The sequence below is a fragment of the Bacillus sp. AR13-1 genome, assembly GCF_008042285.1.
Taxonomy (GTDB): domain Bacteria; phylum Bacillota; class Bacilli; order Bacillales; family Bacillaceae_G; genus Bacillus_A; species Bacillus_A mycoides.
In genome coordinates this window covers 45,458-59,314 of sequence record NZ_QNUA01000039.1, presented here as the reverse complement: position 1 = coordinate 59,314, position 13,857 = coordinate 45,458, and the positions used below count along the sequence as shown (strand labels likewise).

Sequence of the window (13,857 nt, the reverse complement as noted above, 5' to 3'; positions counted from 1 at the left end):
GAAAAAATGTTGTAGGGAAAAGTTTGGCATTTGCCAAGCTTTTTTTCTATTAGAAAAGGAATTTATGTTTCAGTGTCGAAATAAGTTTGAGGTAGAAAAAGGAGGTTTTTTATACTATGACAGTTGCTACATATGAAGTGGAAAAACAATTTTTAACATATGTGAAGAAGATAGAGAATTACGGAGAGGCATTAAGCTTAATGTTTTGGGATTTAAGAACAGGTGCACCAAAGCAAGGAGTAGACCAGCGTTCAGAAGTAATTGGAATGCTTTCATCCGAAGTGTTTGCGATGTCGACTTCAGATGAGATGGGGAACTATTTAACTGAACTAGAATCTTTAATTGTTGAAAATAAACTTTCTGAAACGACAAAGAAAATGGTTGAAGAGTGTCGTAAAGAATATGATAGAAATAAGAAAATTCCACAAGCGGAATATGAAGCGTATGTGAAATTAGAAGCGAAAGCGGAAAGTGTATGGGAAGAAGCTCGCGAAAAATCTGACTTCGAAATGTTCCGTCCGTATTTAGAAAAAATTGTTGAATTCAAAAAGAAGTTTATTACATATTGGGGTTACGAAACGTACAAATATAACACGCTATTAGACATGTATGAGCCGGGAATCACAGTAGAAGTGTTAGATCATGTATTTGGTCAACTACGTGAACGTATCGTTCCGCTTGTGAAAGAAATTTCTGAGTCTAAAAAAGAATTAAAAACAAATGCTTTAGCTGAACATTTTTCAAAAGAAAAACAAAAGAATTTTACTTTAGAGTTATTAAAACAATTGAACTATAACTTTGAAGCGGGTCGTCTTGATGAAACGGTACATCCTTTTGAAATTACATTAAATAGAGGGGATGTTCGTATTACGACTCGTTACGATGAGAAAGACTTCCGTATGGCTGTTTTCGGCACGATTCATGAATGTGGTCATGCTGTATATGAACAAAATATTGCGGAGGAATTTGAAGGTACACCGCTATGTAGTGGAACTTCTATGGGTATTCATGAGTCACAATCATTATTCTTTGAGAACTTTATCGGTCGTAATAAATCATTCTGGAAGAAAAATTATGATTTATTAAAAGAGTATAGCGATGGTCAATTCAATGATATATCAGTAGATGAGTTTTATGATGCGATTAACGAATCGAAGCCATCGTTTATTCGTATAGAAGCAGATGAGCTTACATATCCGCTTCACGTCATGGTTCGTTATGAACTTGAGAAAGAATTATTTGATGGTACATTACAAGTGAAGGATTTGCCAGCGGCTTGGAATGATAAGATGGAAGCATATTTAGGAATTCGTCCGGAAAACGATGCACAAGGTGTATTGCAAGATGTTCACTGGGCTGGTGGTTCATTTGGATACTTCCCATCTTATGCGCTTGGTTATATGTATGCAGCGCAATTTAAACATAGGATGCTAAAGGATATTCCAAACTTTGATGCATTATTAGAAGAAGGAAACGTGACACCAATTCGTGAATGGTTAACAGAGAATATTCACCAATATGGCAAAACGAAAAAACCACTTGAAATTTTAAAAGATGTGACAGGTGAAGGTTTAAATGCAAACTACTTAGCTGATTATTTAGAAGCTAAATATAAAGAGATTTATGAGTTATAAAACAGGAGCTGCTTAATTGCAGCTTTTTTTTATGAGGGAGTGAGAGAAATGGGCTATATGTTTACAGTAATGTCGCGAGCGGAAGCAGAAGAAATTGCATATAACTGGCATTATGAAGGGGAGTATTCCTTTTATGATATAGAGGCAGATGAAGAAGATTTAGCTGAGTTTTTAGAGGATGAGAGTAGAGGGAATCATACATTTTCTGTGAAGGAAAATGGTACTCTCATTGGTTTCTTTAGTTTTAGTAACATAAATAATCAAACGGTTGATATAGGTCTTGGAATGAGACCTGATATAACTGGGAATGGATTTGGTCTACAGTTCGTAAAAGCTGGACTAGCTTTTAGTAAAGAAAAATACGGATGCAATTATATAACACTATCGGTAGCGGCATTTAATGAAAGAGCGATTAAAGTGTATAAAAGAGCAGGATTCGAAGCTGTTGGAACATTTATACAGAAAACAAATGGTAGTTGTTTTGAGTTTTTGAAAATGAATTATATATGTAAAAATGATTAAAAAACAGAGGAGAGCTTCTGTTTTTTTATTTTGATGTAGAAATAAATGATGTTTTTTTGTACTTGTTGTAATTAGAAGTTTTGAAATTTTGGAAGAGGATGTGTATGATTGAAGTTTAGTAGCAAATAGCAAGTTTAGTAAGGAGAGGTAGTATGATTACAATTAAAACGAAAAATGAAATAGATTTGATGCATGAATCTGGGAAGTTACTAGCTTCTTGTCATAGAGAAATCGAAAAAATGATGAAACCAGGAATAACGACACAAGAAATTGATACGTTTGTTGAAGCGTATTTAGAAGAGCATGGTGCCAGATCCGAACAGAAAGGGTATAACGATTATCCATACGCAATATGTGCATCTGTGAACAATGAAATGTGTCATGGGTTTCCAACAGATGTTCCTTTAAGTGAAGGCGATATTGTGACAATTGACATGGTAGTAAACTTAAATGGTGCGCTTTCGGATTCTGCATGGACGTATATAGTTGGAGATATTTCTGATGAAGCAAAAAGGTTATTGTTAGTAGCAGAGAGTGCTTTATATAAAGGGATTGAGCAAGCAATAAGTGGTAACCATGTTGGAGATATTGGATACGCAATTGAAAGTTATGTAGCCTCTGAAGGGTTTTCTGTTGCAAGAGACTTTACGGGACACGGAATTGGTAAAGAAATTCATGAGGAACCAGCAATTTTTCATTTTGGTAAGCCAAGGCAAGGACAAGAATTACAAGAAGGAATGGTAATTACAATTGAACCTATTGTAAATGCCGGTATGCGATATTCTAAAGTAGATTTAAACGGATGGACTGCACGGACGATGGATGGGAAATTATCTGCACAGTATGAGCATACAATTGCGATTACGAAGGATGGTCCTATCATATTAACGACGTTGTAATATGAAATGTGAAAGTTTGAAAAACTCGAACGAAAATGGTATTTTCATAAAATTCGTACGTGTTTTTTCGATAAATGCTTTTCAAAGTGAAAAAAGTGCGTTATAATCCTTCTATAAAATAAATAGTTAGCTACACTCATATAATCGCGGGGATATGGCCTGCAAGTTTCTACCGAAGTACCGTAAATACTTTGACTATGAGTGAGGACGAATATATTTGCTTGTTTAGCATTCTTTTTTGCGAAACTCCAAAAGCGCGTCTCTCACTTGTAACGAGTGGTGGCGGCTTTTGGAGTTTTTTATTGCATAAGAGGGGGAACAAACATGAAAGTATTACAAGAAAAGATTTTGAACGAAGGAAAGGTTTTATCTGGTGACGTATTAAAGGTAGATGCATTTTTAAATCATCAAATTGACCCAGTACTTATGCAAGAGATCGGAAAAGAATTTGCTAAACGTTTTAAAGAAGAGAACATTACAAAAATCGTGACGATTGAATCTTCAGGCATTGCACCAGCAGTTATGGCTGCATTAGAGCTTGGTGTAAAAGTAATCTTTGCAAGAAAACGTAAATCGTTAACGTTACAAGATAATATGTATGTTGCAAACGTATATTCATTTACAAAACAAGAAACGAACGAGATTTCATTATCTCGAAATCATATTGACGAAAATGATCATGTATTAATTATTGATGACTTTTTAGCAAATGGTCAGGCTGCTTTAGGTTTAATGAGTTTAGTAGAGCAAGCCGGGGCAAGTATTGCGGGAATTGGCATTGTTATTGAAAAAGCATTTCAAGATGGAGGAAAGAAGCTGCGTGAACAGGGTGTTCGTGTTGAATCACTAGCAGAAATTGCATCACTTGATAACGGCACAGTTACATTTGTACAGCAAGAAACTGCGGAGGTGAACTAACGATGAAGCAGCACCCATTTAAAATCGCATCGCTTGGTATTCAGCACATGCTTGCCATGTACGCTGGCGCAATTATTGTTCCTCTTATTGTCGGCGGGGGACTTGGTTTAAATCAACAAGAATTAACGTATTTAGTATCGATTGACTTATTAATGTGCGGCGTAGCAACGATTTTACAAGCATTATCAAATCGCTTTTTCGGTATTGGGCTTCCGGTTGTACTTGGTTGTACATTTACAGCGGTTGGACCGATGATTGCAATCGGAAAACAATACGGGGTGTCTTCTATATATGGAGCAATTATTGCTGCGGGATTATTTGTTGTTATTTTCGCGAAATTATTTGGGAAGCTTGTAAAACTGTTTCCTCCTGTTGTAACAGGATCTGTCGTTACAGTTATTGGGGTTACACTTGTTCCAGCAGCTATTAATGATATGGCTGGAGGAGTTGGAAGTAAAGATTTCGGAAGTCTAGAAAATTTAGCGTTAGCATTTGGTGTTTTATTATTTATCATTATTATGTATCGTTTCTTTGATGGATTTATCCGTTCAATCTCTATATTACTAGGTCTATTGTTCGGTACAATCGTTGCAGCATTTATGGGGAAAGTAAGTTTGCAAGCGGTTGGAGAAGCGGATTGGTTCCACGGTATTCAGCCATTTTACTTCGGTACACCAACATTTGAATTAACGCCAATTATTACGATGATTTTAGTTGCTTGCGTAGGGATTGTAGAAGCAACAGGTGTATATTTCGCATTATCTGATATTTGCAATAAAAAGATCGGTGAAAAAGAATTAACAAAAGGCTATCGCGCAGAAGGATTAGCGATGGTTCTAGGTGGTATTTTTAACGCATTTCCATACACAACATATTCTCAAAACGTAGGACTTGTTCAATTAACTGGAGTAAGAAATCGCGTCATTATCTATACTTGTGGTGGTATGTTAATTGCTCTTGGGTTTATTCCTAAAATCGCAGCCATTACAACAATTATTCCGAAATCAGTACTTGGCGGTGCAATGCTAGCAATGTTCGGCATGGTTATGGCATATGGTATTAAAATGTTAAGCAGTGTTGATTTTGGAAAACAAGAAAATTTATTAATTGTTGCATGTTCTGTCGGAATCGGACTTGGAGTTACAGTTGTTCCAACGTTATTTTCACAGCTTCCGGAAAACATTCGTATTTTGACAGATAACGGAATTGTACTTGGAAGTGCATCAGCAGTACTTTTAAATATTGTATTTAATATGGTGCCGCAGCGTAAAGTAAAAGAAGAGCCAGTTCCGATGCAAAGTGCAGTAAGAGAAGCATAGAAAAGCAAGGTCTCATTATGAGACCTTGCTTTTCTTTTTAAGTGGCATCATTTTCCCGTACGTACCAAGACGCCAAATGTACTCAAGTGGCCCATATTGGTAACGTGAAAGCCACCAGTGGCTAATAAAGATTTGTAACGTATAAAAGCCGATGCAAAACAGTGGTCCCACCCATAATGGAGCGGGATAATAATTTTTGAAAAATAGGCCGAATACAAGTAACGTAACAATCGTATGCGTGATGTAATTTGTTAACGCCATTCGTCCGACATACTGGAACGGACGTAATAATGTTTGCCATCTTTCTTTTTGTAATAAACGCATGAGCGTGAAAATGTAGAATATGAATAATGTTTTTCCACTAAACATTGTAAAGGCCTGCATATAAAATGGTTCATAAGATGGTTTTGATAAGAAGTAACGGACCATGAAGAACCACATTGGTAATGTCAAAATGAACATAATGATTTGCCATTTTTTAAGCTTTGGATCCAACTCTTTCGTGCGGCGGAAAATATCTTTTTTGCCGGCGTATAAACCAAGTAAAAATAGTCCAACTGTTTCTGGGAGCATGAATACATTTAGTCCAATTCCTTCAGAATAAAATGCATGGAAACGATTTTGTATTTGTGACACCCAGTCTTCAAGTGGCATGATCGGTAAGGAAAACCCTAACTCTGCCTTTGGTACTAAGGCAACCACTATACTAGCGATTAGTATGAAAAATTGAAAAATACTTAGTAAAACTAATGCCCATATTAAAATAGTACGAGGCTCTCTCTTATAAAATAACAATAAGAAAAATCCAGCGATGGCATAACTATGTAAGATGTCTCCGTCCCATAAAAGAACGTAATGCAAGAACCCAAATAATAATAAAATAAGCAAGCGGCGAACAAATAAAGTTTTCGGACGATCTGTTTTCGCCTCAGCACGATTCATAAAAATGTAAAAGCCTAGGCCGAATAAAAACGAAAAGATAGTATAAAACTTTGTTTGAATAAACATATCGTAAAATAGACGGATATAGCTATTTAGCCCCTCATAAACTCCTGAAAGATCACGTGAGTCGATCCCAGCGATAACAGGCCAGTTAACAAGAAAAATACCTAGTACAGCTATTCCTCTAATAATATCGATGGAATGTATCCTCTCGCCTTGTGAAATATTTTGTGTCATTATTTTCCTCCTTGTTAAGTAATTCCCTTTTATCCCGCATTAACAAGCAGTAAGACTCCCACCTCAAAATTCAGTGAATACGAGGAAGTTAGGTGGGAGTCGGGCTGCTTGTAAAAGCCCGATTGGTTCAACTAATAATTAGTGGGGATGGGAAATATCCCCACTAATTACAGTTTCACTCTATTATACAAAATGTAAAGAGGAGGGTATATAGGTTATTTCCAATTTTTAAAACTGCTAAGATGTGTATTATGAGATATAATAAGAGTGCACAGCAAGTTTTAAACTTCTTTAAAACAGGCAGTAAAGCTCCTTTTCCCGAAGGAGCTTTCTTTTTTTAGAAATTTGTTGATAATGATTCTCTTTAATGATAAAATGTATTCAAAAGTGATAATCATTATCAAAAAAGGTTGGTGTGTTAATATGGTGTATGCACTTGTTGCAGGAACGATTGCTATATATGTTGGTGTTACAAAGTATGTATTAAATGGAGTAGGAACAACAAAATGAATAATATTACATAAAATCCCTTTCATTTGTAAAAAGAATGAAAGGGATTTTTTATTTTTGATGTGAATATGCTGAAAATTTAGTATGATAATAAAGTGAAACTTTAATCAGCGGGGAGGTCTATCCCTCACTGATTACTAGCCGCACGAAACGGGTTTTTACTGCCCACAAATAGCGGGATAAAGTATATACATCTTGGATAAAGGGGAACAAGGGGATGACAAACATAGTACAGACAAACGGTATGAAAAAACTTGTTTGTTTTTATGAAGAGTGGCAAAAAAACGGCGATGTAGAGAATAGTTTGAAGTTGTTTGAAGTGATTCAAAAATATAAACAAGAGCAGCTTATGCTAGCTTTTTGTGGTCATTTTTCTGCGGGGAAATCGACAATGATGAATCACCTATATAAAGCGCAATTATTACCGACAAGTCCGATTCCAACGAGTGCTAACGTTGTTAAAATTGAAAGAGGATCTGATCGTGTTGTTGTAACGATTAAGTCTGGAGAACAGTATGAATATGACGGCGCATATTCAGCAGAAGAATTAAAACAAATATGTAAAGACGGTGATGAAGTAATTGGTGTTCATATTTATCGAAATGATGCGCCAATTCCTGATGGGGTTATGTTAGTTGATACGCCCGGAATTGATTCTACGGATGATGCCCACCAATTAGCGACGGAATCAACACTGCATCTAGCAGATGTTATTTTCTATATGATGGATTATAACCATGTCCAATCAGAGGTTAACTTACAGTTTGTTAAAGAATTGAAACAACGTAATAAAACGGTTTATCTCGTTGTAAACCAAATAGATAAACATAAAGCAAATGAGTTATCGTTTGAAGAGTATAGAGATAGTGTAAAACAGTCTTTTTCTAACTGGGATATTGAAGTAGATGGTATTTTCTATACATCATTGCGAATGATGAATCATCCATACAATGAAATTCAAAGTTTAGAAGCATTAATCTTTTCTATCATGAAAGAAAAAGAGCAGTATGTAAGAAAGGGAATGGAGCGAGAAACAGAATATTTACTGCAAGAACATTGTTCGTTTATTCTTTCTGAAAATGAAAAACATCTCATGAAATATGAAGAAGAATTAACATCACCACTGTCACTTTCAGAGATAGTTGAAAAAAAGGAAGAGTTAACTGAAAATAAAGATCGGGTGGCTAGTAAAGAATCTGATGTGAGAAATGAATTTATAAAAGGTTTACAAGCCATATTAGATAACGCGTATTTAATGCCATTTGAAATGAGAGAATTGGCAAATAAATATTTAGAAACGAAATTAACGAAGTTTAAAGTTGGTTTGTTATTTGCGAAAGGAAAGACGGAGCAAGAAAAACAGAGACGTGTAGATGCTTTTTATTCTGCTCTTCAAAAGACTGTTGAAACGCAACTTGATTTTCATGTGAAAGAATTTATTGTAGTCTTCTTAAAAGAAGAAGGGTTATTTACAGAGGAAATAGGGAAAGACATATATGCGTTAGAAATTGCTTTCGGACCGGAAGTGTTGGCTGAAACAATTAAACAGGGGGCTGGATTTACCGGTGATTACTTACTTCTTTATACTGCTGACGTTGCAAATGAGTTAAAGAAAAGATACTTTATGAAATCTCAGCAAATCTTTGGAAAAAGTACGGGTATATTGCAGAAGAAAGTGAAGATAGAGATTGCTCGTATTGAAGAAGAAATTGAAAAATACACGATGTTACAAACAGCAAAAGAAACAAAATTACAGTACATTAAGACGTATGAGGAATATGAGAGCTATTTAGGAGATATTTGGAATGAAAATGTTTCTATACCAGATGGATTGCAAATAGACGAAATATTACAAAGTAAAAAACAAGTTGTTAGTGAGAAGTTTAAACTACAAGAGCAAGAAATTGTAAATGATAACGTAGCGGCTAGTGAAGAAGAGATTAAAGGAACGAAAGCTTTAAATATTCAGCGTATATTAGAAAAAGTGAAGAAAGCTGAAACGATATTAGATCCATTGCCTACACTGAAACATCTACAGCAAGAAGTAGTTGGAAAAAGACAGCGTGTAGAAACGAAGCAATTTACAGTAGCGTTATTTGGAGCTTTTAGTGCTGGGAAATCATCATTTGCTAACGCATTGCTCGGTGAAAAGGTACTTCCTGTATCGCCAAACCCTACGACAGCAACAATAAATCAAATTTTGCCAGTTACAGAAGATAAACCACATGGAACGGTAATTGTCCAGTTTAAGTCAGAGCAAGCGCTGTTAGAAGATATGAAAGCTGTTTATAAAATGTTTCACTATGAAATTGCTACATTGGAAGAAGCGTTAACGAAAATTGATCAAATTATGAAATACCCTTCACCAAGCGGGAAGCAAAAAACAACATTTAGCTTTTTGCGAGCGGTACAAAAAGGATATGAGGCAGTTGCTAATCATTTAGGGGAACAATTACAAGTTACGTTAGAGGAATTCTCTGATTATGTAGCTAATGAAGAAAAATCATGCTTTGTTGAGTATATGGAGCTTTATTATGATTGTGCTTTAACAAGGCAAGGAGTAGCTCTTGTAGATACACCAGGGGCGGATTCTATTAACGCGCGCCATACGGATGTTGCATTCCAGTATATTAAAAACGCAGATGCTATTTTATTCGTAACATACTATAATCATGTTTTCTCTCGTGCGGATCGTGAATTTTTAATTCAGCTCGGTCGTGTAAAGGATACATTTGCACTTGATAAAATGTTCTTCTTAATAAATGCTGCCGATTTAGCACAATCTGAAGAAGAACTTGAAATGGTAAAAGGTTATATTGCGGATCAGCTCCTGCAATACGGTATTAGAAATCCACGTTTATTTGCAATTTCAAGTTTATGTGCGCTTGAAGAAAAGCAAGGGAAAAGTATTGATAAAGAAAAGTATGGTATTTTACAAAACTCCGGGATTACTAAGTTTGAAGAATCATTTACGTCCTTTATGATGAGGGATTTAATGCTTGTATCTGTGCATGCTTTATATGGTGCATTGCAAGGAGCGAATCAGCTTCTTGTAAATATGATAAATGGCGCAAAGCAGGGAAATGATGAGAAAGAGAAGCAAACAAAAAAATATGAAGCAGAGCGTAATCAGCTACTTCATATTATTTCATCATATAGTGTACTTGCTGAAGAGCAAGCAATGCAAAATGAAGTGAAAGAATTGCTTTATTATGTACACCAACGTCTATTTTTACGCTATAACGATGTGTTTACTGAATTTATTAATCCGGCGTCGTTACGAACAGATGGGAATGTGAAAATGCAGTTGCAGCAATGTGTAATGGAATTAGTTTCATTTATTCAACATGATTTATTACAAGAAATGCGTGCGACATCATTACGTCTTGAAAAATGGATAGATGAAGCGATGAAGCGTGCAAAGGATGAAATTGTTGTGAATTGCAAAGTGGAAAATGAATCGATTTCTATGGGTGGAACAGTGGATTATGAATATAAAATTATTACACATAAAGAGCCGTTTCCTTCAATAGAAATAAAAGATTTTAAAAAGGCACTAGCACATTTTAAAAATGAGAAAAGCTTTTTTGAAAAAAATGATAAAGCTTTTATGCAAGAAGACGCTAAAGGAGTGTTAGAACCTTTCGTATCAAACTATGTAGTTGATGAAGAAGATTTATTCGTTCATCATTATAAGCAAGAGTGGGATGCAAAATGGAACCTATTCCAAAAAGTGATGCAGCAAGACGTTGAGAATTATTATGAAAGTATATTATTCGCTTTAGCTGAAACAATTGATGTATCGCTATACGAACAAAGTAAAGAAGAGCTACAAAAGCAGTTAGTAGAAATTGAAAAAGAAATTTATATTAAATAGCTGTTATGAAAAAAAGATTCGTTCAATTTTCTTTTGTAGTACAGTATCTAAAGATTTTACAAACCCTGCAAACTCATCAGTAGAAATCATATGGGTAAGAACTAAGCGTCTGCCGTCTGGTGTTTCACCGCATAAGACGAATGAAGAAAACTCATACGTTTTGTTTTCTACTACTAATTTTGGATAGGAATATGTGTCGCTCTTCTTTTTCTTTCCATCAATAGAGATGACGTTGCATTTTTTCTCATTGTTGTCCATGGTGAATCCCTCCTTTCTATTATCTATGGTAGACAAGGGGGGTTTAGAACAATAGAGGAGGGGGAATTTTTATGTCTGTTGTCATAGAGCGTATTTCGAAAGAAGCTATACCGAAATCTTTATTACTTCTTGCTGATCCAAGTGAAAGCCAAATTGATGCATATGTACAGAGAGGGTATACGTATATAGCTAAACAAGAAGAAAGAATCATCGGTGTATATGTGCTTTTGGAAACAAGACCAAGGACAATGGAAATTATGAATATTGCGGTTGTAGAGCATTTGCAAGGAAAAGGGATTGGAAAGCAGCTATTAAGTCATGCCGTAGAAACTGCTAAAGGATATGGTATGTCAAAACTTGAAGTTGGTACAGGCAATTCTAGTGTTTCACAACTTGCTTTATATCAAAAATGTGGATTTCGTATTTTTTCTATTGATTTTGATTACTTTTCAAAGCATTATGAAGAAGAGATTATTGAAAATGGGATTGTATGTCGCGATATGATTCGGCTTGCAATGGAATTGAATAAGAACGTATAACTTATTTAGGGGGAAGAGAAGATGGAAGTACATAAAGCAATTACAGCACATTCTCGTAAACAAAATGAAAGTGTAAAAGCATGTTTACAATTAGATGCGCAGCGTGAAGCAGCTATTGAAGCAGCCGTATCTCTTGCGTCAAAGGGGAAAGAATTTTCGGTTGATATCATTAATGTTGTAACAAAGCAAATTAATGATCTTGCAAAAAATGGTGTTACACTGCAGCGTAAATTTGTTACAGAAGAAATGGTTATGGAGTATGTAAGTCGTTTGCAAGAGAAAGAAGGTCGTTAAAGATGATAGTTACAGTCGAATGGTTACGTGAGCATATAGAAGATGAGAATGTCCGTATAATCGATTGTCGTTTTGATTTAGCGAATCCTAATTGGGGTAGAGAAAAGTATGAGGAAGAACATATTCTTCATGCGTTATATTTTGATTTGAATTTAGATTTATCAAGTCCTGTAACAGAACATGGTGGTCGCCATCCATTGCCGAATATTGAGGAGTTTGCAGACAAGCTTTCACAAGCTGGTATTGGTGAACATACGACAGTAATTGCATATGACAGTCAAGCGGGTGCAAATGCTTCTCGTCTCTGGTGGTTATTAAACTATGTAGGACATGAGAAAGTATATATATTAGATGGCGGATTTCCAGCTTGGAAAGAGAATGGACTACACACAACGCCGAATATCCCAGTTATTGCACGAAAACCTTTTATACCGGAAATACAAGAAAATATGCTTGTAACGATGGAAGATGTGAGAGGGAAAATTCGTGCAGGTGCAAATATGACATTAATTGATTCTAGGGAACCAAAACGTTATGCTGGTGCGGAAGAGCTCGTTGATTCGAAGGCAGGGCATATTCCGACGGCAGTAAACTATTTTTGGAAAGATGGGCTTTTAGAATCGGGACACTTTAAAAACGAAGAGGAACAGCAAGGGCGTTTCCAAAATCTTGATAAAGAGAAGGAAACAATCGTATATTGTGGTTCTGGTGTTACAGCGTGTCCGAACATAGTTGCATTAAAATTAGCTGGTTTTCAAAATGTTAAATTGTATACAGGTAGCTGGAGTGATTGGATTTCTTATCCAGAAAATCAAATTGCAAAAGAAGAAGATTAATCACTTGCATGCAAAAATAATTTGTATTAAAATAAGGTCACAAGCAAGAGATTGCTTCAAAAAAATTATATTTTACACATTGGAAACAATGTGATAATATAACGACAAGTAAATAATACATCCTGCGGTGTGCGTAACTTATTTATGTCTAAAACCGATGTTAGTTTTACGGAAGCTCAATATTTAGTGACCATTATCAAGCCTTCCTTGTGGAGGAAGATATACGGTAACTGTGAGGGCATCCACCTGCGAGTAGCGGGTTTTTGGACATTTACGAGAGACGGCACTTGCGGGGGTCTTATTTCAACTAATAGTATATAAAATTCCTACGGTGTACGTAGCTTGTGTATGTCTTAAACCAATAAGTATAATGCGGAAGTTCAATATTTAAATGTAGATAGCAGGCCATCTTTTTAAGAAGGAAGTTACAAACATTTGTGAGAACATCCACCTGTGAAAGCAGGTTTATGGACATCTATAGATAACGGCATATGTGGGACTATATAAAAAACCTTACGTTTTATACGTAAGGTTTTTTTGTTGAATAAATATACTCATGTTATCTAGATTTACCTGTAAAGTTCCCATAATAAATATAGCACTTGCGGTCTTCATCAATTTCTCTTGAATCGAGGGTGAATTCCAAATGTATTCCATCCCGTTGAATATATATAATATCTGAATGGAGAGAGGGTAAGATATCCTCGTAATTCCAAATATCTTTACTTTCTATCATAATTGAGCAGGTTTCCTTTAGTTCTCTAATTTCAAAACCTATGTGCGAATATGTAGGATCTGAAGGGTCGTTGGAAAAAACTTCTTTTTGTATATATAACACTGCTGTCCCGTCTGGATCTACTGAAGTTGCAGTAACGATATATGTATTTCCATCTTTTATAAAATATTCACAAGTCATGCGCGCGACAATTTCAGAATTAGAAATATTTGCGTAGTTCCATAAAGCTGGATACCCGTTTGTTTCATCATTGAGCCGATATTCCAATCGCATTTTATCCCTCTTCTTCCTTTTTCTTCTACTTTATCATGACATCTTATATAATAGAAATATAAT

General features: G+C 35.4%; 13 protein-coding genes, 2 other RNA genes and 1 riboswitch. Of the genes, 12 read left to right on the top strand and 3 right to left on the bottom strand.

Annotation, left to right across the window (positions count from 1 at the left end):
- Positions 1-116 precede the first annotated feature (116 nt).
- The 5 genes from ypwA to pbuX all read left to right on the top strand — a co-directional run bounded on the left by ypwA (position 117) and on the right by pbuX (position 5,292).
- Positions 117-1,634 carry a carboxypeptidase gene (ypwA, locus tag DN408_RS24445; protein WP_002030824.1) on the top strand — a complete coding sequence of 506 codons (1,518 nt, stop codon included), beginning with the start codon at positions 117-119 and terminating at the stop codon, positions 1,632-1,634.
- A gap of 48 nt (positions 1,635-1,682) precedes the next feature.
- Positions 1,683-2,156, top strand: coding sequence for a GNAT family N-acetyltransferase (locus tag DN408_RS24440; protein ID WP_002126492.1), 474 nt, complete (start codon positions 1,683-1,685; stop codon positions 2,154-2,156).
- A gap of 152 nt (positions 2,157-2,308) precedes the next feature.
- Positions 2,309-3,055 carry a type I methionyl aminopeptidase gene (locus tag DN408_RS24435; RefSeq protein WP_147740424.1) on the top strand — a complete coding sequence of 249 codons (747 nt, stop codon included), beginning with the start codon at positions 2,309-2,311 and terminating at the stop codon, positions 3,053-3,055.
- A 116-nt stretch (positions 3,056-3,171) separates the two neighbouring features.
- Positions 3,172-3,273: riboswitch (purine riboswitch) on the top strand.
- A gap of 106 nt (positions 3,274-3,379) precedes the next feature.
- Positions 3,380-3,973 (top strand): xanthine phosphoribosyltransferase, encoded by a 594-nt coding sequence (locus DN408_RS24425; protein WP_002126496.1) that lies wholly within the window; start codon positions 3,380-3,382, stop codon positions 3,971-3,973.
- Positions 3,974-3,975: 2 nt separating this feature from the next.
- On the top strand, positions 3,976-5,292 hold the full coding sequence (gene pbuX, locus DN408_RS24420) for a xanthine permease PbuX (RefSeq protein WP_002126498.1): 1,317 nt from the start codon (positions 3,976-3,978) through the stop codon (positions 5,290-5,292).
- 15 nt (positions 5,293-5,307) lie between these two features.
- On the opposite strand, the gene DN408_RS24415 is transcribed toward pbuX, so the two are convergent.
- Entirely contained in the window at positions 5,308-6,471 is a 1,164-nt protein-coding gene (locus DN408_RS24415; protein WP_002126499.1) for a DUF418 domain-containing protein, read from the bottom strand.
- Between the two features lie 354 nt (positions 6,472-6,825).
- Between DN408_RS24415 and DN408_RS31630 the strand changes: the two genes are divergently transcribed.
- Both DN408_RS31630 and DN408_RS24410 read left to right on the top strand, forming a co-directional pair.
- Positions 6,826-6,981 (top strand): hypothetical protein, encoded by a 156-nt coding sequence (locus DN408_RS31630; protein ID WP_002011935.1) that lies wholly within the window; start codon positions 6,826-6,828, stop codon positions 6,979-6,981.
- A gap of 217 nt (positions 6,982-7,198) precedes the next feature.
- Positions 7,199-10,858, top strand: a complete 3,660-nt coding sequence (locus tag DN408_RS24410; RefSeq protein ID WP_002126501.1) for a dynamin family protein — start codon at positions 7,199-7,201, stop codon at positions 10,856-10,858.
- 3 nt (positions 10,859-10,861) lie between these two features.
- On the opposite strand, the gene DN408_RS24405 is transcribed toward DN408_RS24410, so the two are convergent.
- A complete protein-coding gene (locus DN408_RS24405) occupies positions 10,862-11,116 on the bottom strand; it encodes a DUF3931 domain-containing protein (RefSeq protein WP_000369740.1) in 255 nt (84 codons plus the stop codon).
- Between the two features lie 71 nt (positions 11,117-11,187).
- Between DN408_RS24405 and DN408_RS24400 the strand changes: the two genes are divergently transcribed.
- The 5 genes from DN408_RS24400 (at position 11,188) to ssrS (DN408_RS24380) (ending at position 13,289) form a co-directional block, all read left to right on the top strand.
- Positions 11,188-11,655: a GNAT family N-acetyltransferase gene (locus tag DN408_RS24400; RefSeq protein WP_002011932.1), complete on the top strand. Its 468-nt coding sequence runs from the start codon at positions 11,188-11,190 to the stop codon at positions 11,653-11,655.
- A 21-nt stretch (positions 11,656-11,676) separates the two neighbouring features.
- Positions 11,677-11,949 (top strand): YpbS family protein, encoded by a 273-nt coding sequence (locus tag DN408_RS24395; protein WP_000451806.1) that lies wholly within the window; start codon positions 11,677-11,679, stop codon positions 11,947-11,949.
- A 2-nt stretch (positions 11,950-11,951) separates the two neighbouring features.
- Positions 11,952-12,785, top strand: coding sequence for a sulfurtransferase (locus DN408_RS24390; protein WP_002126503.1), 834 nt, complete (start codon positions 11,952-11,954; stop codon positions 12,783-12,785).
- Positions 12,786-12,901: 116 nt separating this feature from the next.
- Positions 12,902-13,084, top strand: a non-coding RNA gene (ssrS, locus tag DN408_RS24385) — 6S RNA.
- Positions 13,085-13,105: 21 nt separating this feature from the next.
- Positions 13,106-13,289: non-coding RNA, 6S RNA (gene ssrS / locus DN408_RS24380), on the top strand.
- Positions 13,290-13,344: 55 nt separating this feature from the next.
- Here ssrS (DN408_RS24380) and DN408_RS24375 read toward each other — a convergent pair.
- The gene (locus DN408_RS24375) at positions 13,345-13,794 is read right to left on the bottom strand and encodes a hypothetical protein (RefSeq protein ID WP_002030848.1); all 450 of its coding nucleotides are present in this window, start codon (positions 13,792-13,794) and stop codon (positions 13,345-13,347) included.
- Positions 13,795-13,857 lie beyond the last annotated feature (63 nt).

Excerpts from the sequence above, each read along its gene's own strand:
- ypwA (WP_002030824.1), top strand. The coding sequence starts at position 117 with ATGACAGTTGCTACATATGAAGTGGAAAAACAATTTTTAACATATGTG.
- DN408_RS24440 (WP_002126492.1), top strand. The coding sequence starts at position 1,683 with ATGGGCTATATGTTTACAGTAATGTCGCGAGCGGAAGCAGAAGAAATT.
- DN408_RS24435 (WP_147740424.1), top strand. The coding sequence starts at position 2,309 with ATGATTACAATTAAAACGAAAAATGAAATAGATTTGATGCATGAATCT.
- DN408_RS24425 (WP_002126496.1), top strand. The coding sequence starts at position 3,380 with ATGAAAGTATTACAAGAAAAGATTTTGAACGAAGGAAAGGTTTTATCT.
- pbuX (WP_002126498.1), top strand. The coding sequence starts at position 3,976 with ATGAAGCAGCACCCATTTAAAATCGCATCGCTTGGTATTCAGCACATG.
- DN408_RS24415 (WP_002126499.1), bottom strand. The coding sequence starts at position 6,471 with ATGACACAAAATATTTCACAAGGCGAGAGGATACATTCCATCGATATT.
- DN408_RS31630 (WP_002011935.1), top strand. The coding sequence starts at position 6,826 with ATGATTCTCTTTAATGATAAAATGTATTCAAAAGTGATAATCATTATC.
- DN408_RS24410 (WP_002126501.1), top strand. The coding sequence starts at position 7,199 with ATGACAAACATAGTACAGACAAACGGTATGAAAAAACTTGTTTGTTTT.
- DN408_RS24405 (WP_000369740.1), bottom strand. The coding sequence starts at position 11,116 with ATGGACAACAATGAGAAAAAATGCAACGTCATCTCTATTGATGGAAAG.
- DN408_RS24400 (WP_002011932.1), top strand. The coding sequence starts at position 11,188 with ATGTCTGTTGTCATAGAGCGTATTTCGAAAGAAGCTATACCGAAATCT.
- DN408_RS24395 (WP_000451806.1), top strand. The coding sequence starts at position 11,677 with ATGGAAGTACATAAAGCAATTACAGCACATTCTCGTAAACAAAATGAA.
- DN408_RS24390 (WP_002126503.1), top strand. The coding sequence starts at position 11,952 with ATGATAGTTACAGTCGAATGGTTACGTGAGCATATAGAAGATGAGAAT.
- DN408_RS24375 (WP_002030848.1), bottom strand. The coding sequence starts at position 13,794 with ATGCGATTGGAATATCGGCTCAATGATGAAACAAACGGGTATCCAGCT.